Here is a 24,294-nt window from a genome sequence, read left to right as displayed (position 1 = left end):
ACAGAACATGACAGAAACAGCCAAATCAGCAATCATCGATTCAGATTTTTTCCAGTCACAGTATTGGCAGGCTGCAACAGGCTTGCCAGATCATATTTATGCCGGACAAACGCTGGCGATTGTGGAGAAAATCCAAAATTCTTCCCAAGCTTCTGTTGTACAGGATTTTGGTCAACAAAATTTGGGATTACATGTCGGTGATGTTGCTGAGGCTGTGCAGCATCGACGTATAGCGCTACTCAAACACTTACAGCCATTTGGAGCAAAGCGACTACAGTGGCTCAATCAAACCCATAGCACAACCGCTTATATCGTTGACGATCGACCAGTTTTAACCCTGCTTGATGGCGATGGATTGGTGACGCAAAGTAAAGGTGTGGCCTTGATGATGATGACTGCCGATTGTCTGCCAATTGTGGTGAGTAATGCACAAGGAACAGAAATTGCCTGTTTACATGCCGGCTGGCGTGGACTGGCAAATGGCATCATTGAATCTACACTTGGCAAAATGCAAACTCAGCCTGCTTATGCATGGATTGGGGCGGCCATTAGTCAGCCGAATTTTGAGGTGGGCGCAGAAGTAAAAGCGGCTTTTGTTGATCAAAATTCTGATTTTGAGGCTGATTTTCTTGCCCGAGAAAATGGTAAATATCTTGCTGATTTATACGGCATAGCCCGTAAAAAATTAAAGGCTTTGGGCATAGGTTCGGTGACAGGCGGTGATCGTTGTAGCTATGCTGAAGATCAATATTTTTATTCTTATCGCCGACATGCTCAGACAGGACGTATGGCAACGTTCATCTTTATTTCTGCAAAAGATGATAAACTTGTGTAAATTATTCAATGTCTGCATTTAGATTATGTCGGTTACAGCGCAAGCCATAAGTTCCAAAATAACAGTCTGTGTGGTTTATCATAGTGCCTATGGGCATACTGCCAAAGTTGCACAATATATTGCCAAAGGTGCCGAAAAAGCCGGTGCTGAGGTGCATTTTATGTCCGTTGCTGCAATTCAGTGGGAATTGCTGGATCAGACGGACATCATGATTATGGGTTGTCCGACTTATATGGGTAATATCACCGCAGCCTTTAAGCAGTTTATGGAAGATTCCTCCAAGCGCTGGAAAGCACGTGCATGGCAGGGCAAATTGGCTGCTGGTTTTACCAATGCTGGTGGCTTAAGTGGCGATAAACTTGCAGTGTTACAACAAATCAATTTATTTGCCATGCAGCATGGCATGCTCTGGGCTGGCATGCCTTTTATGCCGACAGGCGATGGAAAAGAAGACATTAACCGTATGTCGAGCTTCTTGGGTTTGATGACACAATCGGATAATGATCATATTGACGTTACCCCACCGGTCGGTGATTTAAATACAGCGGAAATGTTTGGTGCCTATCTGGCTGGCCTAAAATAGATAGTTTTTTTAAGTCATCATGCTGCATAGGCATATTTTTTTGCAAAACCGACACAGCATAAAACTGCTAGCGTGATGACAACAAATTGCCAGTGAATGGTTTCATGTAAAAATAAAGCCGCTAGCACAAAACCAAAAAATGGTTGTAATAGCTGTAATTGCCCTACCGCGGCAATGCCACCTTGTGCCAATCCTTTATACCAGAACACAAATCCCAAAAACATACTAAAAATAGACACATAGAGCAGACTTAAAATTCCAGAAAGTTGCACATGCGCAAAACTTTTCGGTAGATAAAACACGGTAAAAATCAACATGATCGGTAGAGAAAGAATGAGTGCCCAGGCAATTACTTGCCAACCACCGAGCGTACGCGATAATTTCCCGCCTTCGGCATAGGCCAGACCACAAACCATAATGGCACAGATCATCCAGAGATAACCAATCAGGTCGTTTTTGCTATGGGTTTGCAGATAAATAAAATAAACAATACATGCACTACCTAGCACGGCAAATAACCAGAATTTGGGTTGAGGATGTTCCTTACCGCGTAATACTGCAAAAATTGCTGTCGATAACGGCAATAAACCGATAAATACGATGGACTGGGCAGAACTGATATATTGCAGTGCTAAAGCGGTAAAAAATGGAAATCCGAACACAGCACCTAATGCCACAATCGCAATTGAAGGATAGTGCATGAGTTGTGGTTTGTTTTGCTTGAATATCAATACCATGAACAAACTCAATATTCCTGCAATGCAAGCTCTGGCACCGGTTAAGAATTCCGGACTAAAGTCTGCTAGAGCAAGCCGTGTGGCAGGTAATGACCCTGCAAAAATAAGCACACCAAGTAAACCATTTAACCAGCCTTGTGATTCTTGACGCATGAGTAACTCCCTGAAAATAGGTTTACTTTAGCTTTGGAATGGGCCAATCGCTATGTACAATCCAGTACAATTTAAGCTAACTGTTAGGTATGATATTCCAGTACAGTGTATCGAACTGGAAAATCCGAGCCATGACCAAGATAGAAAAAACCATACACCATATCAGGCTGCAAATTGAAAATCGCAGTCTAATGATGGGCGCGCGTTTGCCTTCGGTAAGAACTTTAGCCAAAACATTGGATTATTCTGTTTCCACCATTGTCGAAGCCTATGATCGGTTGGTTGCAGAGAAGGTAATTGAGTCACGACAAGGTGCAGGTTATTTTGTGTCGGGTACTCAGGTGACTTTTCCTTATCATGAACTCGCAAGACCGATAGAACGGGAAATTGATCCTTTGTGGATTTCTAGACAATCCCTGATAGCACAGCCGCATGTACTTAAACCCGGCTGTGGTTGGTTGCCCGAGCATTGGATGCCGGAACTCAGTATTCGTAAGGCGCTGAGAAAAGTGTCGAAACAACATACCGATCTATTGGTGAATTATGCCAATCCATGGGGGCATCAGCCATTACGCCACTGGATTGCCAGACGAATAGAACGACGTGGAATTCAAATTCAACCCGATCAGGTTCTGTTAACGGAATCAGGTACGCAGGCAATAGATTTAATTTGTCGGTTATTTTTACAGGCAGGTGATAGCGTACTGGTTGATGATCCGTGTTATTTTAATTTTCAAAGCCTATTAAATGTCCATCAGGTCAATATTGTCGCCGTACCGTTTCAATCCCATGGTCCGGATCTGGAGCAATTTGAGCAGATTGTACAGCAGCATAAACCCAAACTTTATATCACCAATGCCGGAATTCATAATCCTACAGGCGCAACCTTATCCACACATACTGCCTACCAAATTTTAAAACTGGCAGAGCAAGCCAATTTAACCATTGTTGAAGATGATATTTTTGCAGATTTTGAAGTGGTTTCGGCACCTCGTTATCTGGATTTGAATGGTTTTGCCAATGTGATCCAGATTGGCAGTTTTTCCAAAACTGTTTCCGCTTCGATTCGATGTGGTTATATTGCTGCTCATCCGCGCCTGATAGACAGTTTGATAGACTTAAAAATTGCAACCAATTTTGGTTGTGGTTTATTAAGTGCAGAAATCATTTATACGGCATTGTCTGATAGTAGCCATCGAAAGCATCTGGACGGATTAAAACTGCATTTGGCCGATGCCATGAGTAAAACCATTCGACAATTGGGGAAATTAGGCATTACGCCATGGGTGATTCCTAAAGGTGGACTTTTTTTGTGGTGTAAACTACCTGAACAGATTGATTCTGCCGAATTATCCAAAATCTGTCTGGCGCATCATGTGATTTTGGCACCCGGCAACGCTTTTAGCCAATCGCATAGTGCAAGTCATTTTTTAAGATTTAATGTGGCGCAGTGTAATGATCAACGCATATATCAGGTGTTGGAGATGGCGATGCAGCAATTATCGGGATAGTGTTTCATCATAAATAAAGCATTCACTTTATTTATGAAAAATCCTTGCCTTATCTCTTTGCCAATCACGATCTTTTTCAGTCTGACGTTTGTCATGTAACTGTTTACCTTTTACCAAAGCAATTTCCAGCTTAACCAGATGACCTTTCCAGTAACAGGCTAAGGGTACACAGGAATAGCCTTTTTGATTGACGGCACCGAGTAAGGTGTCAATCTGACGACGATTCAGTAATAATTTACGCGTACGGTTGGCTTCTGCAACCACATGGGTAGACGCGGAGAGCAAAGGCTGAATTTGTGCGCCAAATAAAAAGGCTTCATTATTTTTTAAAATAATATAGCTTTCGACTAGACTCATACGTCCAGCACGTAAGGATTTGACTTCCCAGCCCTGTAATGCGAGTCCAGCTTCAAATTTTTCTTCGATAAAATAGTCATGGCGTGCACGTTTATTCTGTGCAATCGTCCCACCATTGTTTTTTTTAACGACTTTAACATTAGCCATAAAAAGAAAATCTTCCAAAATATATTAATGCAGTAAACCACTCATCATAACATTTCAATAAGGACTTTAGCTAAAAAATCAAGTTTTTGTTAGAATATAAAAGATTTTTCAAAGAGCCTCTCTGCAATGGTTAAAACTCGAGTCATTTATCCAGGTACATTTGATCCAATTACCAATGGTCATGTTGATCTTGTTACTCGTGCATCCAGAATGTTTGATGAAGTGGTGGTCGCAATTGCCATTGGTCATCATAAAAAGCCATTGTTTTCGCTAGATGAACGTGTTGAACTGGCAAAACAATCTTTAAGCCATCTTTCCAATGTCGAATTTGTTGGTTTCGATGGATTGTTGGTGAATTTTTTTAAAGAGCAAAAAGCCACTGCGGTCTTGCGTGGTTTACGCGCGGTATCCGATTTTGAATATGAATTTCAGCTTGCCAATATGAATCGGCAACTGGATAATCAGTTTGAAGCAGTATTTTTAACACCATCTGAACAATACTCTTTTATCTCTTCGACATTGGTGCGTGAAATTGCCCGATTAAAAGGCGATGTTAACAAGTTTGTACCCAAGGCTGTGTGTGAAGCATTTGCACTCAAGCATCAGCAAGGCTGGTAAATAGGAAATCGTATGGCTTTAATTATTACAGATGAATGCATCAATTGTGATGTCTGTGAACCTGTATGCCCAAATGAAGCTATTTACATGGGCGAGGACATCTACGAGATTGATCCTAACCTATGTACCGAATGTGTGGGACATTTTGACCAGCCACAATGTGCTTTGTTTTGTCCGGTGGATTGCATTCCCCATGATCCTTTGCATAAAGAAACAGAGCAACAACTGCTACAGAAGTATCAAAGGATATTATCCGAAAAAAATAGCGCATAAACGGTATTTTTTTGCTAAGATGTGCGCCGAAGTGAGCTAGACGATCGCTGCTGTGGAGGTCTCCGTGACTAAAACAGGGGAGGAAAGTCCGGGCTTCAAAGGGTAAGGTGCCAGATAACGTCTGGGCGGCGTGAGCCGACGGCAAGTGCAGCAGAGAGTAGACCGCCTGATTTTGCTTTTGGCAGAGTCAGGTAAGGGTGAAAGGGTGCGGTAAGAGCGCACCGCATGGCTGGTAACAGTACATGGCAAGGTAAACCCCACCTGAAGCAAGACCAAATAGGAATCCATTAGGTGTGACCCGCATCGGATTCGGGTAGGTTGCTTGAGCATGTGAGTAATTGCATGCCTAGAGGAATGATCGTTCTTGACAGAACCCGGCTTATCGGCTCACTTCACTAAATTTTTAATTATTTTTTTCTTGACGATGTGTTGAGAAATCAACATAATGCGCAAACAGTTTTTTGGCTATGTAGCTCAGTTGGTTAGAGCACAGCACTCATAATGCTGGGGTCACAGGTTCAAGTCCCGTCATAGCCACCATTTTATAGATCATGCATCCCTGCATGATCTTTTTTTTTTGCCGAAAATATAAAAAGATTGAGATGGGGGCATCTCAATCTTTTTATATACAACAAACGTTAGGAGGAAAGGGATTATTCCTGAACTTGTTTGTTTTGATCTTCGTCTATCGCAGCATCCTGAGCACCAGGTTGTTCAGTTTGTGGTTGAGCTGCAACAGCGGCATTTGGATCTTGTGTACCATCAGCTTGTGTGGTCACAATCACTGGTTGTTGTGTACCAGCTTCAGCTTGGCCAAGTTCTTGGGTTTCAGCTGCAAATGCAGAAATTGATAATGCAGATAAACCACTAATCAGTAAAGCTTGAACGAGTTTCATATTTGTCATCCTTTTAACACTATAAGAGATAATTGCATGACACTCAAAAAACATAAGAGCATAAAGGAGTGCATGCAAGTTGCAAAATGTATTTGGCATCAACATTTGCTACTGAACGAATGCTATGAGAAAACGCAGGAATTATGAAGTGTTTTGACAGTTGCTTAACAAAATGGATTAGACAGAAAACAATAAGTATAGTTTTGTTAATTTTGTGTGAAAAAACAGGTTAAATCACAAAAATAATTGTGTGAAAATATGAAAATGCGGTCAAATAATAATCACATTATTTACTCATACTTAACATAAGAAAGATAAGCAACAAATTTACTGGCAATCATTTTATAGAGTTTTGTAACTTCTATGTGATAAAAATCACGAAACTGATAGATATAACTGATTTTCTCTGTCGCTAAAATTATGTTTAAATAGCCATCTTTATCATCGCCTTCTTTAATCACCTCACTTAAGGGAAATCTCATGCGTGCTTATAATTTCTGTGCTGGTCCTGCTGCCTTACCGACAGCCGTATTGGAAAAAGCTCAACAAGAGTTATTAGATTGGCATGGTAAAGGGCTTTCCATCATGGAAATGAGCCATCGTAGTAAAGATTATGTTGCTGTTGCCGAAAAAGCCGAAGCAGATTTTCGTACCTTATTGAATATTCCAGGAAATTATAAGGTGCTTTTCCTGCAAGGTGGCGCATCATTACAGTTTTCAGCAATTCCACTGAATTTACTGGGTAAGAACCAACAGGCCGATTATATTCATACCGGTATCTGGTCAGAAAAAGCCTTAAAAGAAGCCAAGCGTTATGGTGATATTCATGTGATCGAAGCCGGAACCGAGCTTGATGGCAAAAAAGCGATTCGTGCACAAAATGAATGGAACTTATCTGATCATGCGGCTTATGTACACTATGCCGAAAATGAAACCATTGGTGGAATCCAGTTTCCCTTTATTCCAGATGTAAAGGCGCCTTTGGTTGCCGACTTGTCTTCAAGTATCTTATCTGCACCCATTGATGTTTCAAAATTTGGTTTGATTTATGCCGGAGCACAAAAAAATATTGGACCTGCCGGTTTAACATTGGTGATTGTTCGTGACGATTTACTGGATCAGACCAAACCTGAAATTCCAAGTATTTTAAAATATGCAGATCAAGCCAAAAATGGCTCTATGGTCAATACTCCTGCAACATATGCCTGGTATCTTGCGGGACTGGTCTTTGAATGGTTACTGGCACAGGGCGGTGTGGATGCCATTCATCAAATCAATCAGCAAAAAGCAAAATTATTGTACGATTATATCGATGAGAGCGGTTTTTATCAGAACCCGATTGCCAAGGATTATCGTTCATTAATGAATGTACCGTTTACATTGGCAGATGCAAGTCTGGAAAAAACCTTTTTGGCTGAAGCAGAAAAACATCATTTACTCAATTTGGCAGGACATCGTTCTGTGGGTGGTATGCGTGCTAGCATTTACAATGCTGTACCATTAGAGGGTGTAAAAGCTTTGGTCGAATTTATGCAAGACTTTGCCCGTCAAAACGGCTAAATCTAAAATTTTAAAACATAAAAAAATCGGTATTTATGCCGATTTTTTTATGCTTAAAAAATAAAACGATGTAGAAACCATGCACTGATCATTATCCCTAGGATAAAAAACAGACAAGCGAACTTGTCAACTTTTAAGCCGGATAAAGAGAGTGCAACCATACGCTGAGGTTGTTGGACATTGCTTTTCATTGTTATGCCTTTGTCATTACTGCATAAAAATTATACTTACAATGTAGTTGTATCATAAATTTTAAATTGAATCCAGATATTCCCGCGAATATAGTCACCAATTTCAAATTGTTGCTGTTGTTCTGGATAAGCAATACGCACAATGACTGGTTTTGCTTTTTCTTCCCGCATTAATGCAACGTCATATAATACAAAATTTCTGTCCATAAATTGTGATGACGTTTTACCTACAATATCGCCCTGGAACCAAGCTTCATCTTCTTGCCCCATAGTTTCACCATAGAGATAGGCCACCATTTTGGAAATGTCCAGTGTGACAGGCAGTTCATCATCGGGTGAAGAGGGCTGCCATGCGGCAAGTAATTCTTGTAGATTATCAGGTGTTTCACCGTGATGGTCGGCCAAAATATCATTTAAAGCACGATGATGACGAATCGCCACAGGGTCTTCAATCAGCATGGTCTCTTTATCTGGCACTGCTTCAAGTGCGTAGGCCCAAGCATTGATTTCAATATCATAGGATTGATTGGCATGATATTGTTGCTGGTTAACAGCGTATAAGGTGTCATAACCATAAATCACACTGCCATTTTCTAACTCTACGCTTAACACTGCTTCATGATTGTCAGTACATGCCAGAATACGGGAAATTTTTGCCTGAATCTTGTAGGGACTTTGAAATACAGGGAAAGCTGTTTTTAATGATTTTGGACGATTATTTTCGACATCGACGATTTGTGCAACTTGAATATTTTGTTGTGGACCCAGCAATAACCAGACATTTTCCGGTAAATCCTGTTCGGTTTTGCATAATCCCATCGGTGAGCTGGCTTGATCCAACGCCTGATGTAACCATTTTCCCACGTCCTGCTCGGGTGTTGCCGTAATGATTTTCCAATGTTCGGCATGACCACCAAAATTTTCACAGTTTAGTGCGATGGTTTCAGGTTGTTGATTGCTCATAATGATCCAATATTTAAAAATAGTTATCTTCCTATTAAATAAGGGAAAGGGCTAGTTTTTCAAGAGCTAAAAGGTAAAATCGTTTGTCAAATACGATTTCGATTAAAAATTGATGTAAAAATTATCCTTTTATGATGGATTAATCAATTCAACCCACCGATTCACTTAATTAATCCAGATTTTCATCTCGCTTTGCAAAGTGACTAGCTAAAATACCGCATACCAGCAACTGGATTTGGTGAAATAGCATTAATGGCAGCAGAATTAAACCAATCGGATGACCTGCAAAAATAATTTTTGCCATGGGTACGCCACTGGCAAGCGTTTTTTTGGAACCGCAAAACAAAATGGTAATTTGATCTTTTTGATTAAATCCAAGTTGTTTACTACTCACTAGTAATATGACCATGATGATAGCAAGCAAACTTAGACATATGCCTATTAAGATCAATAGAGTGTTTATCGATACCTGATGCCAAATTCCTTCTTGTGTAGCTTCACTAAATGCAGCATAGACCACCATTAAAATCGAACCCTGATCGACTATTTTGACCAGTCGCGGTTGTTGTTTTATTAACGGAAAAATACGTTCACGAAAAATTTGACCGAGGATAAAGGGTAAAAGTAATAGAAGAAGAATATTGATGACCGCCTCAGTGGACGTGTCTGAGGATGTATAAGTAGATTGTGCAATAAATAGACTGACTAAAAATGGCGTTAGAAACATGCCCAAGATATTGGAGGCTGAAGCACTACATAAGGCAGCAGGGACATTTCCTTTGGCAATAGAGGTAAATGCAATCGAAGATTGTACGGTAGAGGGTAAAAGACATAAATACAAAATACCCAAATAGAGCTGCTCATGCAGAAGTGGTTCAATAATGGGTTTAAGCAGTAATCCTATCATCGGGAAAAAGACAAAAGTTGAAGCAAAAATGGTTAAATGAAGTCGCCAGTGGGTGAGGCCCTGAATCACTGCTTGACGGGAGAGTTTTGCGCCATGAAGAAAAAATAATAGGGCAATTGCAATATCGGTGAAATGATTAAAAACATTGGCCGCTTGGCCTGTAATAGGCAAAATGCTGGCAAGGATCACCATAGCAATAATCATTAAACTAAAATGATCTGGCAAATATTTAGGTTTAAGCATGCCTAATATCCTATTACTTGATTTGAATGCACCTGTTGATAAAGTGAACTGGCAAGGTTAATTAATTGCCGGTCACTATAGCGTGGACCAATAATGGAAATAGCGATGGGATAATCATCATGCTGTGCAATAGGAATATTGACTTGAGGTAATCCGGCAAATGCGGCAATGGCATTAATGGTTAATGCCTGTTGATAAAATTTATATAAATCCTGTGGATTGATATCTTTTGGAACGAGTGCCAGCGGTGTGGTGGGAAGAATGAGTATATTTTCATTCACAATTGTATTGATATGTACTTTTGCAATCGCAATCTCGGTTTCAAAATGTTCGATTTGGTCTCCGGTATTGGCAAGGACACGGCGGAAATTTACATCCATTTCTGGACCAAATTCTGGATGATTGTTTTTAATCCATTTTCCTAGTGCGGTTTTAATATTATGGTCCTGTAGGTATTGATAGCAGGCTAACCAGTGTTTGGGATGGCGGTTTAAAATTGGTGTGGTCTTTTGCATGCCTAATCTTTGACAGACCTGAAAGATTTCTGCTGCCTGTTCAGGCGCATTGTGCTGGCGATAGTCAAAAGCTTCTGCAACACCTAATAAGGGTAAGTCTTCAAGATTCATAGACGAGAGATCTGAGGGCAATAAAACTTCACCAACTCGTTTAAATATATCTTTATCTTGGCTCAACCATCCGACTGTATCAAAACGTGGTGCGAAAGGAATGACGCCTTGTGTAGAGATAACATCATGGGAAGGACGTATTCCCCATAAACCACAAAACGCAGCAGGCACGCGCACAGAACCACCAGTATCTGTGCCTAATGAAAAATCTACCAAGCCTTGTGCTACGGCTGATGCAGAACCACTAGAAGATCCGCCTGGCAATGCCGAAGGCCAGCGTGGATTAATCGGTGTGCCATAAAAATAATTATGACCCTCCAGACTATAGGCGAGTTCATCGGTAATGGTTTTCCCAGTTAAAATTGCGCCCTGATCCAGAAGTTGTTGCACACAAGGAGCATTTTTTTTTGCTGCGGTGTGTAGTTTGCGCCAGCTTGGGTTGCCTCCGCCAGTAATGGTATTTTGCACATCAATGAGATCCTTTACTGCAAATTTTAAATGCGCCAGTTGGCCAGTTGTATGGCACTGTAGGTCTGGGAGCATTTGTATAAATGCGCTATTCATCATGGCGTCCTATTGTTCAGGTGATGTAATGGCTTCCATTACATCGGTTGAATCACAGACAAAGCCAAAGCATTTTTTTACATTCCAGATGGTCGCCTCAGTACAAAAATCAGGAGAACTGGTGGCACAGCAATCTTTAAGCATAATGCAGCCATAACCTAGAAAGTTGGCATCAGTCAGGGTATGTAATACACATTGATCAGTATTTACTCCGGCAAATAATAGGGTACGGATATCCAGATTACGCAAAATACTGTCCAGTTCGGTATCCCAAAAGCCAGAAATACGATATTTATTCACCAGAATGTCATTATCCAGTGGCTTTAATTCATCAACCGTTGCTGCTGCCCATGAACCTTGTTCAAGTACGTGGGCCTGATGCTCGGGTAAAGGTTCACACAGTCCAATCCCACGACCAGTCGGTTTGTAGAGATGATGTTGATTGGCTGGTGCATTTGCCAGATCCGGGCGATGCCCCCAGTTGAGCCAGATCACAGGAACATCGTGCTGGCGCAGTGTAGGTAAAAGTTGTTGTAAAGGTTCAATTGGGCTACGATCAATTTGATAATTGCCGCCAATATGATCTACCCAACCTTTTGCCGTACAAAAATCATTTTGCATATCAACAATGACAATAGCAGTTTGATTTAAATCAATAATGAGTTTTTGGGGTTCTGTCTCAAGATGAAGCGGTATTACAGGCTTACGTAGTGCAAGCATGGAAACGGTATCTTTAGAAGCTTGCCATGCAGTTTGTGCATAGGTACCGATAGGTAATAGCGTATCAAGATCATCTTTATGATTCATTACTGCTCCTTAAAACATTAAAATTGAGCCGGGTCAAAACCTCATCAGCCAGAATGAGTGCTTTGGCATCTTAATTGCAGATAAGTAAATACTTACTTACAATGAAATTAGCAATATTAATGCCAACTTTGCTATTTGCTTTACAGGTTTATGCTACTTATGAATAAAGATCAATTGGCTCCGACAAAAAGTACATTTGCTAGGCAAGGGATGGTAACCAGCCCGCATACCGTGGCAAGTCAGGCAGGACTGGATGTGCTTCAACAGGGTGGCAATGCCATCGAAGCAGCCATTACTGTGGCATCGGTATTAAGTGTGACCTATCCACATTTTAATGGCTTGGGTGGCGATGCTTTTATGGTTTTCAGTGATGCACATGGTGAGGTAATGACCTTATCCGGTATTGGGCAGTCTTTCCAGAATCTTGAACATATTGAGCAAAAAATTCCTGAAAGGGGTATTGGTGCTGCACTTACCACTGCTTGTACTGTAGATACATGGGGAAAGGCTTTTGAATACAGTCAGCAGCATTGGCAAGGGGAAATGGCGTGGCAGGATCTCTTTAAGGTCGCCATTGATTTGGCTGAACATGGGACGCAGGTAACTAAATCACAAAAATTCTGGTTTGATTATCGCCAACAGGAGGTGGCAAAGTGGGCAGGATTTAATGCAATTTTTAGTCAGTATGGAAATGGTTTTTTATCTGATCAATTGATGTTACAACCACAATTAGCACAAAGTTTAAAACGAATTGCCGAGTATGGTTATCGCGATTTTTATGAAGGTGAATTGGCAGTAAGGATTGTACAGGGTTTGCAAAAATTGGGATCGACTATCCAGTTGAGCGATTTACAGCGTACACATGCCCGGTTGGAAAAGCCATTGAGCATACCTTACCGTAATGGCATTTTATATAGTCTGCAACCGCCCACCCAAGGCATTACAACCCTAGAAATTATGGGTATTTTATCAAAATTTGATTTAAGACAATCGATTAAAGAAGGTTCGGCAGATTATTACCATATACTGGTAGAGGCCATTAAACGGGCATTTCTGGATCGTAACAAATATGTCGGAGATCCTGATTTTTCAACGCATTGTAATGATATTTTATTAAGTAAAGCACATTTAACCCGGCAAGCAGAGAGGATTTCTCTACAACAGGCTGCACCATGGAGCGAAGTTTATCAGCATGGTGATACGGTCTACATTGGTGTTGTGGATGCACAGGGACATGGTGTCAGTATGTTGCAAACCATTTATTATGATTGGGGGAGTGGTGTGGTAGCAGGAGATACTGGCATCTTATGGCATAACCGTGGTGCTTCATTTTCTCTTGATCCAAACCATGTGAATTGTCTGGCACCTTGTAAAAGACCTTTTCATACTTTAAATCCCGGCATCTATACAGAAAATGGACAGACTAAACTTTTATTTGGTACGCAGGGTGCGGACGGTCAGCCGCAAACGCTGGCAACTATCTTAACCCGTTTGATTGATTATGATTTTCCCCCTTATGAAGCCTTACAGGCACCCCGGTTTTTACTGGGTAAAACATTTTCCAGTAGTAAAAATAATTTAAAGATTGAGGAAGATGCGGATATTCAAGCACTTGAAACGCTCCTACAGATGGGACATCAGGTAGAACGTATCACTGCTCAGAATCCACTTTCTGGGCAACCCGGTGTCATTTGTATAACACCTGAAGGTTATTATGGTGCACATGATCCACGTAGTGATGGCCGGGCACTTGGATATTAAAAATGTTTTATGGCAAATATATTAATGATCGATTTCTGTGCATAAATTGCAAAATAATAGGGCATATTGCTTTATTTAAATGCCGGAAGATATCGGGATTTTACTTTTTTGCATGCTGTGTTAAGGCTGGAAGATAAAAAACCTTTCTCTATTTTATTTTAAAAGTTGGCACAGTGGTTGCTTAATAGTTATGTAAGTAAATACTTACTTATGTGGAATAGGCTGAGGAATATAACCATGGGCGCATTTAAAAAAAGTTTTATGGCATCAATGATGATATGTACTACTACGGCAGGTCTGTTGACGGGTTGTGATAGTAAAAAAGAAGCCACAACAGCTAATAGTGGAACTGATACTGCGGCAACAGCGCCCAGTGATGATATGAGTGTAGGAATTTTAATTCCCGGTTCGAAAACAGATAAAGGCTGGATGGAGTCAGGTTATCAGGGTATTACTGATGCACAAAAAGAATTTGGAAATAAACTGAAAACCCAGATTATCGAAAATATTAATTATGCCGATATGGATCAGGCCATTACTACGCTGGCTTCTAAAAATGAAATGGTTATTGGTGTAGGTGGCCAAACCCAAGCGTCAATGTTTAAAGTGGCAAAAAAATTCCCACAAGTAAAATTTGTGGTGATTGGAGGAAATCAAGAGCCTAATATGCCAGCCAATGTTGCTGGCTATGATGTGAAACAATCGGAAATCTTTTTTGTGGCAGGTGCAGCTGCAGCAATGCTCAGTAAAACCGGTACTATTAGTTATGTAGGCGGTATGGAAATTCCTGCCATTGTTAACGCAGGGACTGAATATGCCAATGGCGCACATTATATCAATCCACAGATTAAAGTGATTACTAATTATACCGGTGATTTTGAAGATGTGACCAAAGCGCATGAGGCAACATTAGCTGCCATTGCACAAGGTGCAGATATTCATAGTTATATTGTGAATCTGGGAACCAAAGGTATCGAACAGGCAGCTAAAGAGAAAGGCACCCACATTATTGGTGGTTATACCGATCGCTGTGATGACAAAAATCCCCTTTATCTTGCATATAGCACCACCGGTGTAGGTTATCAGGTGGAATATGCCATTGAGCAATTAGATAAAGGGACTTGGCAAGCCGGTTATAAGCCTTTTGGATTGGCAATGGGGCCAAAATCTTCCGGTTTTAGAATTTGTAATGGTACTGCCGAAATGAACCAGAAAATTGAACAAATCGAAAAAGATTTGGTGGACGGCAAAATTAAAGTTGCAGAAGGTTAATTATGTCATACGTTGATCATTCTGATTGTCCCGTCAAGCAAGATACATCTAGTGTATTATCTTTACAGGGTGTCAAAAAATCATTTGGTGCTTTTCAGGCATTAAAAAATGTGTCACTTACGCTTGAAGCAGGAGAAATACATTGTCTATTAGGTGAAAATGGTGCAGGAAAATCAACGTTATGCAATATTATTTTTGGTTCCCTGCAGGCAGATGAAGGGCAGATTTTACTTCAGAATGAAGCTTTTCAGCCTGCCAGCCCAAAAGATGCCTTAAAGCATGGCATTGCTATGGTGCATCAACATTTTTCCTTGATTGAAAATACCTCTGTTCTAGACAATTTGTTATTGGGGCGGGTTACGGGAGTTTTAAACCGTAAACAACAGGCAGAACAAATTAAAAAACTTCTGGTTGAGTTGAATTTTGATATTGATTTAAATGCCCAGATCAGTGACATGGCGGTCGGTGAAAAACAGCGTGTTGAAATTATTAAATGTTTGATTCGCAATCCGCGTGTTCTGATTCTTGATGAACCTACAGCTGTATTGCTACCCAATGAAATTGCTGCCTTGCTGGAGATTTGTCAAAGGGTTGTCGAGCGTGGTTGTAGCATTTTACTGGTGACTCATAAACTGGCTGAAATTACTCAGGTTGCGTCTAAAGTGTCGGTATTGAGAGCCGGTACGATTGTGGACTATTCAGATCATCCACGTGAAGACATTCATCGTTTGGTCAATTCGATGATGAATGGGCAACAGCAACAACAGACGGTAAAACTGATACAACGTGAGTCATCTTCTTCTACAGCTAATCCCAATACCCGTGCCATTGAAGATGAAGTTTTGCATGTTAATGGTTTGTCTTATGTCGATACGGAAGGCGTAACCAAGCTGGACAATGCAACTTTTATTGTCAATAAAGCTGAAATTGTGGCAATTGCTGGTGTAGAAGGAAACGGACAAAGTGAACTTGCCAGCATTTTATCGGGAATGTTACCGGCAAGTCGTGGACAGTTTTTAATTGAGCGACAGGATTTTACTCATGCAACACCACGGCAATTAACCCGATGTGGTGTTGGTGTGATTGCCGAAGATCGGCATGATACTGGCTGTGTAGTGGAAATGTCGCTGGCCGAAAATATTTTGTTCAATCATCTGGATCGATACTGCAAATATGGATTTTTAAATCGAAAAAAAATTAGGAAGGATGCACAACAACTGATGCAACAGTTTGATGTACGTGCTGCTTCTCCCGATGTGCCATTTGGACGTTTATCGGGAGGGAATCAACAAAAAGCGGTATTTGCACGGGAACTGACCTTAAATCCTCTGAAATTTTTATTGGCTTCACAACCAACCCGTGGTTTGGATGTGGGTGCAGTTGCAGCAATTTACCAGCATATCCGTGCAGCACGTGATAAAGGACTGGGGGTGTTATTAATTTCTTCAGAGCTGGATGAATTGCTTGCAGTGGCAGATCGAATTCTGGTGTTTTACCGCGGCAAAATTGTAGGCGAAGTCAGTGGCGAACAAGCAACACGTGAAAAAATCGGGGCTTGGATGGCGGGACAATGAAATGAATATACATCAGCTTTTAAAACATTCCTATATCAGACTTTTACTGATTTTATTGTTGGTTACCGCCATTTCCTTAAGTATTTCCTTTTTGATTGTAAAGGCTTATGGTCTGTCATTTCAGGATGCCTTAAGTGCTTTTGCTGAAGGTGCATGGGGATCACCCTATGTGATTGGTGCTTCAATCAATCGTGCAATTTATTTTGCCTTGATTGGCCTAGGCTTTATTCTGGCTGATCGTGCCAAACTCGCCAATATTGGCGCAGAAGGTCAGATCGCTGTAGGTGGAATTGCTGCAACAGCTTTGTGTTTATATGGCGGTGCATCTGGCTTGCCCGCTGGTTTAGTATTTTTATATCCATTGTTGGGGGCAATGCTGGCTGGTGCATTCTGGGGAGGCATTGCCGGCTTTTTGAAGGCGAAAATGGGGACCAATGAGGTCATTAGTACCTTGTTGCTTTCCTTTATCGCGGTCTGGTTATTGTATTGCTGTGTACAAAGTGAAAATTTATTAAAACAACCGATGACTACAAGTGCATCTTTACCAGAATCTTTGCCAATTCCTGACGCCACTACTATTCCACTATTATTTGCAACGAGTGGTTATAACCTAAATCTGGGTTTGATCATTACTTTGCTTCTGGCAATTGCAGTCTATCTAATTTTGAATTACAGCCGGTTTGGTTTTAATCTGAAAAGTGTGGGTTTTAATGCACATGCCTCAAAACGTGCGGGAATTTCTGTATTTTCCACCATCGTTTTGGCGCTGGTAATTTCTGGTGCATTTGCTGGTCTAGCAGGCGGATTAATGTTGCAAGGTGATCAGCAGGTGTTAAAAACAGGTTTTTCTTCTGGTTATGGTTTTGATGGACTGGTTGTTGGTTTACTGGCACGCGGATCGGTACTAGGGGTATTTGCTGCGGCACTGGTTTTCGGTTTTTTAAGATCTGGCGGTATTAATCTGGAAATGGTGGCACAACTGCCTTCCGCATTGGTACTGGTGATTCAGGGCATCATTATTCTGGTGATTGCTGGTGCTTCAACCTGGTTAGGACGTCGAGGTGAATAAATATGGGAATTGATATTCTGGCAATCTTTATTGGCTCTGCGATTCGTCTATCTGCACCGTTATTAATTGCTTCGACAGGTGAATTAATCAGCCAAAAAACCGGTGTGATTAATACCAGTGTGGATGGCATGATGTTATCGGGCGCGTTTCTGGGAATTTATGGTGCTTATTTGACAGGCAACCCATGGTTGGGGTTTTTAATTGCGATTATTGGCACCATTCCTTTAGCCTTGCTTCAGGCTTTTTTGAGTGTGACCCTAAAAGCCAATCAACTAGTCACTGGTATTGGGATCAATATTCTGGTATTGGGGGCGACCACTTTAATGTATCGGAAAGTTTTTTTTGAAAATTCGGCAGGGGCTGCTGTACAAAGTAGTTTTGGTTTTGCCAAACTTAAACTGTTTGATCCAGTCCAGTTTCCAAGTCTGGCCAATATTTTTAATCAATCCTGGATCGTCTATTTAGGCATTGTCTTATTGCTTGCAATTTTTGTAGTGATGAAACGAACTGCTTTAGGTGTTTCGATTAACGCAGTGGGTGAAGAACCTAAAACTGTAGATCAGGCCGGTATGTCGGTCACTGCTTTACGCTATCTCGGTGTTATGATTTCGGGCATAATGGCAGCCATTGCAGGGAGTTTAATTTCCCTTGGGGATATTCACACGTTTACCGAAGGGATGACCAACGGTATTGGCTTTCTGGCATTGGCAGCCATCATTTTTGGCAATTGGGGAATTTTAAAAACGGCTTTGGCTTGTGTATTGTTTGGTGCGGTGAGTGCATTGCAATATCAATTACCAGCCATGCATATTAATATTCCGCCTGCGTTATTGATCATGCTGCCTTATGTATTGGCACTTTTTGCAGTTGCAGGATTTATGGGAAAACAAACTGCGCCTAAAGCCTTAACTGTGCCTTATGTACGTCATTAATCCTACAGCATTGATATTGAGAATCAGATGATGAATATAACGGAAAACGCTAGTCATGAAACAGTCGCTCCGCTTTCCAATCGGGATAAAATTTTACAGGTAGCGCTGGAAGAATTTTCTGAAAAAGGATTTAGTGGCGTTCGGGTAGAACAACTGGCAAAAGCTGCACAAGTCAATATCCGGATGATCTATCATTACTTTAAAAGTAAGGACCAACTTTATCTGGATGTATTAGAATATACGGTCAATGAGTTGCGTAACAATGAATTGCAACTGAATCTTGATATTGCCAGTATTGATCCGATTCAGGGCATATTAAGTTTGTATGATTTTACCGAACAACATTTTGCCACACATCGTGAGTTATTCCGTATTTTGCAATATGAAAATCTGCACAATGCAGAAAATATCCAGCGTTCCAGTCATATCCCGTTAATTTCTTCGCATTTATTACATTACTTTGAAGTGTTACTGCAACGTGGTGAGCAAATTGGAAGTGTCCGCTCCGGAATCGATCCTCTGCATTTATATACCATGATGGTTAGTCTGGTGGTTTTTCCAAAATCCAATGCCTATACCATGTCATTTATGTTTAAAACAGATTTGTTGCAGGTCGATTGGCAAAATGAGCACAAGTTGATGTGTCGGGAAGTATTAAACAGTTTTTTAAAAGCATAGATATATGACAACAACCGAGATATTTTTTATTGAAAACATCAGTATTGACTGATACATCATGGTACTCGCATGCAACATCATCACAACTATATATTATCCAATATCTTACTTGAAGTCGGCTTTGAATATGATGATCTGGGTGAGGTACAGGCAACCAAAACCCGTACAGTTGCGCTTCATATTCAGGAAGGCAAAATTGTTGGTATATATTTTGACGCTTTACCTGAAACCTTAATGGCACTACCACATATTGATGGACAAGGTTATCTGGCTTTACCTGGTATTCAAGATGCCCATATTCATCTGGATAAAACCTATTATGGGGGTACATGGCAAGCGGCAGAGCAAGATAAGTCCGTGGCGGAAATGATTGCGATGGAAAAGCAGTTATTACCCAGACAATTGCCAGTTGTAGAACAACGTGCACAAGCTATTCTGGATCTGATCATCTCTAAAGGTGCAGTCAAAACACTGGCACATTGTAATGTTGATCATTCAATAGGCGTAGAACACTTTTTAAAAACTCAACAGGTATTGCAACAGTATCGATCCCGAATCTGTGGACAAATCGTAGCTTTTCCACAGCATGGTTTATATCGGGACAATACTGTTGCTTTAATGCAGCAGGTGTTACAACTGGGATGTGACTATGTTGGGGGAATTGATCCACAAACACTTGATGGCGATCGGCAAAAATCTCTGGAAACCACCTTTCAGCTGGCGCTGGATTATAAGGTGGGAATTGATCTTCATTTACATGAACGAGGAGAAGTCGGAAAACAGACGCTCAAATTGATTTTGAGATTGATTGAAGAAAATCCTCAGTTAAAAAATAAGTTTCACCTCAGTCACGGCTTTGTAATTTATGATATTGCACAGGATGGGGAACTTGAAGAATATGCTGAGCAGATGAAACGGTTGGGTATCACTTTAATCAGTGGCGTGCCGATCCAGTTTAGAATGCCATTAGCTGAGTTGCATCAGTTGGGTGTTAAGGTGCAGGTGGGTACAGACAGTGTCATGGACCATTGGTATCCTTTTGGTCAGGGCGATATCATTGAACGCAGTAATGTAATCGCCCAGTTATATGGCTGGAAAAATGAATATTCATTGTCACGTGCCTTATATTTTGCCACTGGTATTTTACCCTTGAATCAACATGGTGAGCGGCAATGGCCTCAAATACAGGATGCCGCTGATATTATGTTGGTGCAGGCCAGTTGTTCAGCCGAAGCGATTGCTCGTGTTTCTATGCGTAAGATGACAATCTATCGCGGACAGGTTACTTATCAGGAAAAATGATTTTTGTCTTCGGCATTTCGAGCATTGCGATATAGAAATCGGCTACAATGCAGATTAATTTTATTGATCTGCATTTTTTATGTCCACCACACCAAAGTTCCAGCTCTGGGTTGATGCCGATGCTTTGCCCAATGTCCTGAAAGACGTGATTTTACGTGCTTCTGATCGCTTTATGCTGAATATTATTTTTGTCGCCAATCAACCGTTGAATATTCCTCGTTCTACACGTATTAATACCTTACAGGTATTATCCGGAGCGGATGAGGCAGATAAAACCATTGTCGAGAAAATGCAGGGCAATGATATTGTAGTGACACAGGATATTCCGCTTGCTGCACAGGTGATTGAAAAGGGCGGTGTTGCCATCCATCCACGCGGTGAAATTTTTACCGAGAGTAATATTAAGGCTCGATTGCATCTGCGTGATTTTATGGATACTTTACGCGGTGCCGGTGTACAAACTGGTGGGCCTGCACCGATGAATATCAGAGATAAACGCGAATTTTCCAATGCACTGGAACAAACCATTCGCAAGCAAATACAAAAAACAAAGATCGAACATTAGGATTAAAGACAAATTGATCATATTAAGATGGGATGTATAAATGGCGATTAGCAAACAAAATGCCATATTCACTTATATCATTTTGGTTTTTATCTGGGCGTCTACACCACTGGCGATTGTTTGGAGTGTGGAAAGTATGCCTGCACTCTGGTCTATGGTCTTTCGTTTCTTGTTGGCGTTGCCTTTAACCTTTTTTATCTTGTGGCTGTTTAAATCGCCTTTGCCTTTACATCGTCAGGCATGGCTTAGTTATCTGGCGGGCAGTTGTAGCCTGATTGTTTCGCAAACATTCACCTACATGGCAACAGCTTATTTGTCATCGGGCATTATTGCGCTGATGTTTGGTTTAGCACCGATTATTGCAGGTTTGATCGGGGTATTATGGTTTTCATTACGATTAAGTGCGGTGCAATGGCTGGGCATGTGTATTGCCTTGTTGGGCTTGGGTAGTATCTGTTTATTTGCGCAGCAATCCATGCATTTTAGTTTGTATGGGATCGCCTTGATGCTGATGAGTGTTTCGGTCTATTGTTTATCAATTTATCTGGTGAAAAAGGTCAATGCCAACGTCACGCCTTTTGCTCAGGCCACAGGCTCAATTCTATGCTCAACAGTCATGGCGATCTGTATAGTGCCTTTTATCTGGCAGAATTTTCCCACACAGTTACCCTCTTTAAAATCCATATTGGCACTGTTTTATACTGTGATAATGGCATCTATTGTCGCCATGTTCTGCTATTTTAAACTGGTGCAAAATATTTCTGCCACGACCTTGTCACTCACTACAGTTTTAACACCGATTATCGCCTTGGTGATTGGTGCTGCATTGAATCATGAACATCTAGCTCTCACCACTTATGCTGGTGTCATGGTAATTTTCATTGGCATGGCGCTCTATTTTTGGCGGGATATCAGTGCAAAGTTGCGCTTGGTATCAAAATAAATGATCCCGAAAAGATATTGAATATTCCTTTCACTTCAAATTTCCTTTAAATTTAAAGAGTTTTGTTTGAATTATGCAAGTACGATAATTTATCATGCTAACATTCTGCGCAAAGATGATATGGCTGTAAGGTTGTTTTCCCAAAAGCTATAAATATAGAAATTAAACTCTGGATATAAGGTCGTATGTTTAAACCGATCTCGCTATTTGTTGGGCTGCGTTATACTCGGGCTCGACGCAGTAATCATTTTATTTCCTTTATCGCACTGGTTTCCATGATCGGCTTGATGCTTGGCGTCGCTGTATTGATTACTGTGCTTTCGGTGATGAATGGTTTTGACCGTGAACTCAAAAATCGTGTGCTGGGTATGGTGCCACAGGCGACTGTCTCGTCGAGTCATATCGTGACTGACTGGCAGGAGATGATTCCGGCACTGGAAAAATATCCGCATGTCAAAGGTGCAGCGCCCTTTACCCAGTTACAGGGTATGTTGACTGCACAGGGACAGGTATCGGGTATTCTGGTCAACGGGATTGATCCCAAATATGAACCTAAGGTTTCAATCATTCAGGATTATATGGTTGCAGGTTCACTGAATGATCTGAAAGATGGCGAGTATGGCATTATTCTGGGGAAATCTTTGGCGGATGCCTTGGGATTACAACTGCACGATAAAATTACGCTGGTTTTACCTGAAGCCACGCCTTCACCTGCTGGTGTAGTCCCTCGTTTTAAACGCTTTACCATTGTCGGGATATTTAGTATTGGTGCAGAAGTCGATGGCATGATGGGTTATATCTCATTAAATGATGCATCGACCTTATTGCGTTTACCCAATGGTGCACAAAGTATTCGGTTAAAACTGGATGATATTTTTGCGGCACCGGAAGTGGTTCAAAGTGTCTTAAAAGATTTGCCACCTTATTTCTATGGTTCTGACTGGACTTACACGCATGGCAATTTATTTAGCGCCATTCAAATGGAAAAAGCTATGGTCAGTTTGCTACTGTTTCTGATCGTACTGGTGGCAGCATTTAATATTGTTTCATCTCTGGTGATGGTGGTGACCGATAAAAAAGCTGATATTGCGATTTTGAGAACGCTAGGTGCTTCACCGGCTACGATTACCCGTATTTTTATGGTACAGGGAACGGTGATTGGCGTGATTGGAACATTGTCGGGTGCAGTGCTTGGGGTCATTCTGGCAACATCAATCAGTGGTATTTTGGGCTGGATCAATAATGCGCTCGGCTTAAATTTATTTGCAGCTTACTTTATTAATTATTTGCCATCGGAATTGTTATGGCGAGATGTCGTTGTGATTGTTGGTTTATCACTGATTTTGAGTTTCCTTGCCACCATTTATCCTGCGTTACGTGCAGCAAAAATTCAACCTGCGGAGGCTTTACGCTATGAGTAGTCATATCAAGAGTGGTCAGGTGATTCTTGCGGCAAAAGATGTATATCGTAGTTTTGATGATGGACGCAATCAAGTCGAGGTATTAAAAGGCATCAATCTGGAGGTACATCAGGGCGAATTTGTTGCGGTAATTGGTGCCAGTGGTTCCGGTAAAAGTACCTTATTACATGTTTTGGGCGGATTAGATCGTCCGAGCAAAGGTGAAGTCTTGCTCAATGGTCAACGTTTTGATCATCTTGATGAAACCACACGTGGTAATTTGCGTAATCAGCATTTGGGCTTTGTCTATCAATTTCATCATCTATTACCGGAATTTTCTGCGTTGGAAAATGTCTGTATGCCATTGATGTTACGCAAAGGTACCGAGTTTAAGCAGGTCAAACAAAAAGCGGAAAAATTGCTAGATCAGGTGGGTTTATCCCATCGTTTGACCCATAAGCCCGGCGAGCTTTCCGGTGGTGAGCGGCAACGTGTGGCACTTGCCCGTGCACTGGTAACAGAGCCGGAATTGGTACTGGCCGATGAACCAACAGGAAATCTGGATCGCCATACCGCAGAAGGGATTTTTGACTTACTGACCGAATTGCGTAAAGAACATAATATGGCGATGTTGGTCGTGACACATGACGAGTCTTTGGCAAAATCCGCAGATCGTATCCTACAGATGCGAGATGGTCGTTGGTTTGAAAATTAAGCTCGCTTTTTTAGCAAAAGTTTTGGCAAAAGCGTGTTATTAAATCTGAATGTATAACAGAGCATTTAACACGCATTAAAATTACGTTAATATCAAAATAATCAATACACAT

Annotated in this window: 25 protein-coding genes, 1 tRNA gene and 1 other RNA gene; 19 read left to right on the top strand and 8 right to left on the bottom strand. The window is 41.1% G+C overall.

Annotated features, from left to right (window positions below):
- The first annotated feature begins 7 nt into the window (after positions 1-7).
- Positions 8-835 (top strand): peptidoglycan editing factor PgeF, encoded by an 828-nt coding sequence (gene pgeF, locus CAP51_RS16065; protein WP_087621772.1) that lies wholly within the window; start codon positions 8-10, stop codon positions 833-835.
- A 25-nt stretch (positions 836-860) separates the two neighbouring features.
- The gene (locus CAP51_RS16060; protein ID WP_087621771.1) at positions 861-1,418 is read left to right on the top strand and encodes a flavodoxin family protein; all 558 of its coding nucleotides are present in this window, start codon (positions 861-863) and stop codon (positions 1,416-1,418) included.
- A gap of 17 nt (positions 1,419-1,435) precedes the next feature.
- On the opposite strand, the gene CAP51_RS16055 is transcribed toward CAP51_RS16060, so the two are convergent.
- Positions 1,436-2,308, bottom strand: coding sequence for a DMT family transporter (locus tag CAP51_RS16055; RefSeq protein WP_087621770.1), 873 nt, complete (start codon positions 2,306-2,308; stop codon positions 1,436-1,438).
- A gap of 131 nt (positions 2,309-2,439) precedes the next feature.
- On the opposite strand from CAP51_RS16055, the gene CAP51_RS16050 reads away from it, so the two are divergent.
- Positions 2,440-3,819 carry an aminotransferase-like domain-containing protein gene (locus CAP51_RS16050; protein WP_087621769.1) on the top strand — a complete coding sequence of 460 codons (1,380 nt, stop codon included), beginning with the start codon at positions 2,440-2,442 and terminating at the stop codon, positions 3,817-3,819.
- A gap of 27 nt (positions 3,820-3,846) precedes the next feature.
- On the opposite strand, the gene smpB is transcribed toward CAP51_RS16050, so the two are convergent.
- A complete protein-coding gene (gene smpB / locus CAP51_RS16045) occupies positions 3,847-4,323 on the bottom strand; it encodes an SsrA-binding protein SmpB (protein ID WP_087621768.1) in 477 nt (158 codons plus the stop codon).
- A gap of 126 nt (positions 4,324-4,449) precedes the next feature.
- Between smpB and coaD the strand changes: the two genes are divergently transcribed.
- The 4 genes from coaD to CAP51_RS16025 all read left to right on the top strand — a co-directional run bounded on the left by coaD (position 4,450) and on the right by CAP51_RS16025 (position 5,754).
- Positions 4,450-4,941 (top strand): pantetheine-phosphate adenylyltransferase, encoded by a 492-nt coding sequence (gene coaD, locus CAP51_RS16040; protein WP_087621767.1) that lies wholly within the window; start codon positions 4,450-4,452, stop codon positions 4,939-4,941.
- A gap of 12 nt (positions 4,942-4,953) precedes the next feature.
- A complete protein-coding gene (locus tag CAP51_RS16035; RefSeq protein WP_087621766.1) occupies positions 4,954-5,214 on the top strand; it encodes a YfhL family 4Fe-4S dicluster ferredoxin in 261 nt (86 codons plus the stop codon).
- A 28-nt stretch (positions 5,215-5,242) separates the two neighbouring features.
- Positions 5,243-5,612: RNase P RNA component class A (rnpB, locus tag CAP51_RS16030), an RNA gene on the top strand.
- A 65-nt stretch (positions 5,613-5,677) separates the two neighbouring features.
- Positions 5,678-5,754 (top strand) — tRNA-Met (locus CAP51_RS16025).
- Positions 5,755-5,867: 113 nt separating this feature from the next.
- Here the strand turns inward: CAP51_RS16025 and CAP51_RS16020 are convergent.
- A complete protein-coding gene (locus tag CAP51_RS16020) occupies positions 5,868-6,110 on the bottom strand; it encodes a hypothetical protein (RefSeq protein ID WP_087621765.1) in 243 nt (80 codons plus the stop codon).
- A 480-nt stretch (positions 6,111-6,590) separates the two neighbouring features.
- On the opposite strand from CAP51_RS16020, the gene serC reads away from it, so the two are divergent.
- Entirely contained in the window at positions 6,591-7,670 is a 1,080-nt protein-coding gene (gene serC / locus CAP51_RS16010; RefSeq protein WP_087621763.1) for a 3-phosphoserine/phosphohydroxythreonine transaminase, read from the top strand.
- Between the two features lie 53 nt (positions 7,671-7,723).
- Here serC and CAP51_RS17380 read toward each other — a convergent pair whose 3' ends face one another.
- From CAP51_RS17380 to CAP51_RS15990, 5 genes are all read right to left on the bottom strand, one after another.
- Complete coding sequence (locus CAP51_RS17380; RefSeq protein WP_171294815.1) at positions 7,724-7,861, bottom strand: hypothetical protein; 138 nt, start codon at positions 7,859-7,861, stop codon at positions 7,724-7,726.
- A 36-nt stretch (positions 7,862-7,897) separates the two neighbouring features.
- Positions 7,898-8,824 carry a hypothetical protein gene (locus CAP51_RS16005; RefSeq protein ID WP_087621762.1) on the bottom strand — a complete coding sequence of 309 codons (927 nt, stop codon included), beginning with the start codon at positions 8,822-8,824 and terminating at the stop codon, positions 7,898-7,900.
- 169 nt (positions 8,825-8,993) lie between these two features.
- Positions 8,994-9,974, bottom strand: a complete 981-nt coding sequence (locus CAP51_RS16000; RefSeq protein ID WP_087621761.1) for a bile acid:sodium symporter family protein — start codon at positions 9,972-9,974, stop codon at positions 8,994-8,996.
- 2 nt (positions 9,975-9,976) lie between these two features.
- Entirely contained in the window at positions 9,977-11,164 is a 1,188-nt protein-coding gene (locus CAP51_RS15995; RefSeq protein WP_087621760.1) for an amidase family protein, read from the bottom strand.
- Positions 11,165-11,173: 9 nt separating this feature from the next.
- The gene (locus CAP51_RS15990) at positions 11,174-11,971 is read right to left on the bottom strand and encodes a cysteine hydrolase family protein (protein WP_087621759.1); all 798 of its coding nucleotides are present in this window, start codon (positions 11,969-11,971) and stop codon (positions 11,174-11,176) included.
- A 159-nt stretch (positions 11,972-12,130) separates the two neighbouring features.
- On the opposite strand from CAP51_RS15990, the gene CAP51_RS15985 reads away from it, so the two are divergent.
- The 11 genes from CAP51_RS15985 to lolD all read left to right on the top strand — a co-directional run bounded on the left by CAP51_RS15985 (position 12,131) and on the right by lolD (position 24,182).
- On the top strand, positions 12,131-13,732 hold the full coding sequence (locus CAP51_RS15985; protein WP_213062706.1) for a gamma-glutamyltransferase family protein: 1,602 nt from the start codon (positions 12,131-12,133) through the stop codon (positions 13,730-13,732).
- A gap of 237 nt (positions 13,733-13,969) precedes the next feature.
- Complete coding sequence (locus CAP51_RS15980) at positions 13,970-15,004, top strand: BMP family protein (protein WP_213062705.1); 1,035 nt, start codon at positions 13,970-13,972, stop codon at positions 15,002-15,004.
- A gap of 2 nt (positions 15,005-15,006) precedes the next feature.
- Positions 15,007-16,578 carry an ABC transporter ATP-binding protein gene (locus CAP51_RS15975; protein WP_087621758.1) on the top strand — a complete coding sequence of 524 codons (1,572 nt, stop codon included), beginning with the start codon at positions 15,007-15,009 and terminating at the stop codon, positions 16,576-16,578.
- A gap of 1 nt (position 16,579) precedes the next feature.
- Positions 16,580-17,647: an ABC transporter permease gene (locus CAP51_RS15970; protein WP_087621757.1), complete on the top strand. Its 1,068-nt coding sequence runs from the start codon at positions 16,580-16,582 to the stop codon at positions 17,645-17,647.
- A gap of 2 nt (positions 17,648-17,649) precedes the next feature.
- Positions 17,650-18,579 (top strand): ABC transporter permease, encoded by a 930-nt coding sequence (locus CAP51_RS15965; protein WP_087621756.1) that lies wholly within the window; start codon positions 17,650-17,652, stop codon positions 18,577-18,579.
- A gap of 27 nt (positions 18,580-18,606) precedes the next feature.
- Positions 18,607-19,257 carry a TetR/AcrR family transcriptional regulator gene (locus tag CAP51_RS15960; RefSeq protein WP_087621755.1) on the top strand — a complete coding sequence of 217 codons (651 nt, stop codon included), beginning with the start codon at positions 18,607-18,609 and terminating at the stop codon, positions 19,255-19,257.
- Positions 19,258-19,326: 69 nt separating this feature from the next.
- On the top strand, positions 19,327-20,559 hold the full coding sequence (locus tag CAP51_RS15955; protein WP_087621754.1) for an amidohydrolase: 1,233 nt from the start codon (positions 19,327-19,329) through the stop codon (positions 20,557-20,559).
- A gap of 79 nt (positions 20,560-20,638) precedes the next feature.
- Positions 20,639-21,124, top strand: a complete 486-nt coding sequence (locus CAP51_RS15950; protein WP_087621753.1) for a YaiI/YqxD family protein — start codon at positions 20,639-20,641, stop codon at positions 21,122-21,124.
- Positions 21,125-21,164: 40 nt separating this feature from the next.
- The gene (locus tag CAP51_RS15945; RefSeq protein ID WP_087621752.1) at positions 21,165-22,067 is read left to right on the top strand and encodes a DMT family transporter; all 903 of its coding nucleotides are present in this window, start codon (positions 21,165-21,167) and stop codon (positions 22,065-22,067) included.
- Between the two features lie 185 nt (positions 22,068-22,252).
- A complete protein-coding gene (locus tag CAP51_RS15940; protein WP_087621751.1) occupies positions 22,253-23,488 on the top strand; it encodes a lipoprotein-releasing ABC transporter permease subunit in 1,236 nt (411 codons plus the stop codon).
- Positions 23,481-24,182 (top strand): lipoprotein-releasing ABC transporter ATP-binding protein LolD, encoded by a 702-nt coding sequence (gene lolD, locus CAP51_RS15935; protein ID WP_087621750.1) that lies wholly within the window; start codon positions 23,481-23,483, stop codon positions 24,180-24,182. The genes CAP51_RS15940 and lolD overlap by 8 nt, the downstream gene beginning before the upstream one ends.
- Positions 24,183-24,294 lie beyond the last annotated feature (112 nt).

The organism is Acinetobacter populi (assembly GCF_002174125.1).
Classification (GTDB): Bacteria; Pseudomonadota; Gammaproteobacteria; order Pseudomonadales; family Moraxellaceae; genus Acinetobacter; species Acinetobacter populi.
Note: the sequence above shows the minus strand (reverse complement) of the source record. Positions and strands in the feature narration are given on the sequence as shown.

Excerpts from the sequence above, each read along its gene's own strand:
- CAP51_RS15990 (WP_087621759.1), bottom strand. The coding sequence starts at position 11,971 with ATGAATCATAAAGATGATCTTGATACGCTATTACCTATCGGTACCTAT.
- CAP51_RS15960 (WP_087621755.1), top strand. The coding sequence starts at position 18,607 with ATGATGAATATAACGGAAAACGCTAGTCATGAAACAGTCGCTCCGCTT.
- CAP51_RS15980 (WP_213062705.1), top strand. The coding sequence starts at position 13,970 with ATGGGCGCATTTAAAAAAAGTTTTATGGCATCAATGATGATATGTACT.
- lolD (WP_087621750.1), top strand. The coding sequence starts at position 23,481 with ATGAGTAGTCATATCAAGAGTGGTCAGGTGATTCTTGCGGCAAAAGAT.
- CAP51_RS16060 (WP_087621771.1), top strand. The coding sequence starts at position 861 with ATGTCGGTTACAGCGCAAGCCATAAGTTCCAAAATAACAGTCTGTGTG.
- CAP51_RS15985 (WP_213062706.1), top strand. The coding sequence starts at position 12,131 with ATGAATAAAGATCAATTGGCTCCGACAAAAAGTACATTTGCTAGGCAA.
- CAP51_RS15970 (WP_087621757.1), top strand. The coding sequence starts at position 16,580 with ATGAATATACATCAGCTTTTAAAACATTCCTATATCAGACTTTTACTG.
- smpB (WP_087621768.1), bottom strand. The coding sequence starts at position 4,323 with ATGGCTAATGTTAAAGTCGTTAAAAAAAACAATGGTGGGACGATTGCA.
- CAP51_RS15945 (WP_087621752.1), top strand. The coding sequence starts at position 21,165 with ATGGCGATTAGCAAACAAAATGCCATATTCACTTATATCATTTTGGTT.
- CAP51_RS17380 (WP_171294815.1), bottom strand. The coding sequence starts at position 7,861 with ATGAAAAGCAATGTCCAACAACCTCAGCGTATGGTTGCACTCTCTTTA.
- CAP51_RS16005 (WP_087621762.1), bottom strand. The coding sequence starts at position 8,824 with ATGAGCAATCAACAACCTGAAACCATCGCACTAAACTGTGAAAATTTT.
- CAP51_RS16055 (WP_087621770.1), bottom strand. The coding sequence starts at position 2,308 with ATGCGTCAAGAATCACAAGGCTGGTTAAATGGTTTACTTGGTGTGCTT.
- CAP51_RS15975 (WP_087621758.1), top strand. The coding sequence starts at position 15,007 with ATGTCATACGTTGATCATTCTGATTGTCCCGTCAAGCAAGATACATCT.
- CAP51_RS15955 (WP_087621754.1), top strand. The coding sequence starts at position 19,327 with ATGCAACATCATCACAACTATATATTATCCAATATCTTACTTGAAGTC.
- coaD (WP_087621767.1), top strand. The coding sequence starts at position 4,450 with ATGGTTAAAACTCGAGTCATTTATCCAGGTACATTTGATCCAATTACC.
- CAP51_RS15995 (WP_087621760.1), bottom strand. The coding sequence starts at position 11,164 with ATGAATAGCGCATTTATACAAATGCTCCCAGACCTACAGTGCCATACA.
- CAP51_RS16020 (WP_087621765.1), bottom strand. The coding sequence starts at position 6,110 with ATGAAACTCGTTCAAGCTTTACTGATTAGTGGTTTATCTGCATTATCA.
- CAP51_RS15965 (WP_087621756.1), top strand. The coding sequence starts at position 17,650 with ATGGGAATTGATATTCTGGCAATCTTTATTGGCTCTGCGATTCGTCTA.
- CAP51_RS16000 (WP_087621761.1), bottom strand. The coding sequence starts at position 9,974 with ATGCTTAAACCTAAATATTTGCCAGATCATTTTAGTTTAATGATTATT.
- pgeF (WP_087621772.1), top strand. The coding sequence starts at position 8 with ATGACAGAAACAGCCAAATCAGCAATCATCGATTCAGATTTTTTCCAG.
- CAP51_RS16050 (WP_087621769.1), top strand. The coding sequence starts at position 2,440 with ATGACCAAGATAGAAAAAACCATACACCATATCAGGCTGCAAATTGAA.
- CAP51_RS16035 (WP_087621766.1), top strand. The coding sequence starts at position 4,954 with ATGGCTTTAATTATTACAGATGAATGCATCAATTGTGATGTCTGTGAA.
- serC (WP_087621763.1), top strand. The coding sequence starts at position 6,591 with ATGCGTGCTTATAATTTCTGTGCTGGTCCTGCTGCCTTACCGACAGCC.
- CAP51_RS15950 (WP_087621753.1), top strand. The coding sequence starts at position 20,639 with ATGTCCACCACACCAAAGTTCCAGCTCTGGGTTGATGCCGATGCTTTG.
- CAP51_RS15940 (WP_087621751.1), top strand. The coding sequence starts at position 22,253 with ATGTTTAAACCGATCTCGCTATTTGTTGGGCTGCGTTATACTCGGGCT.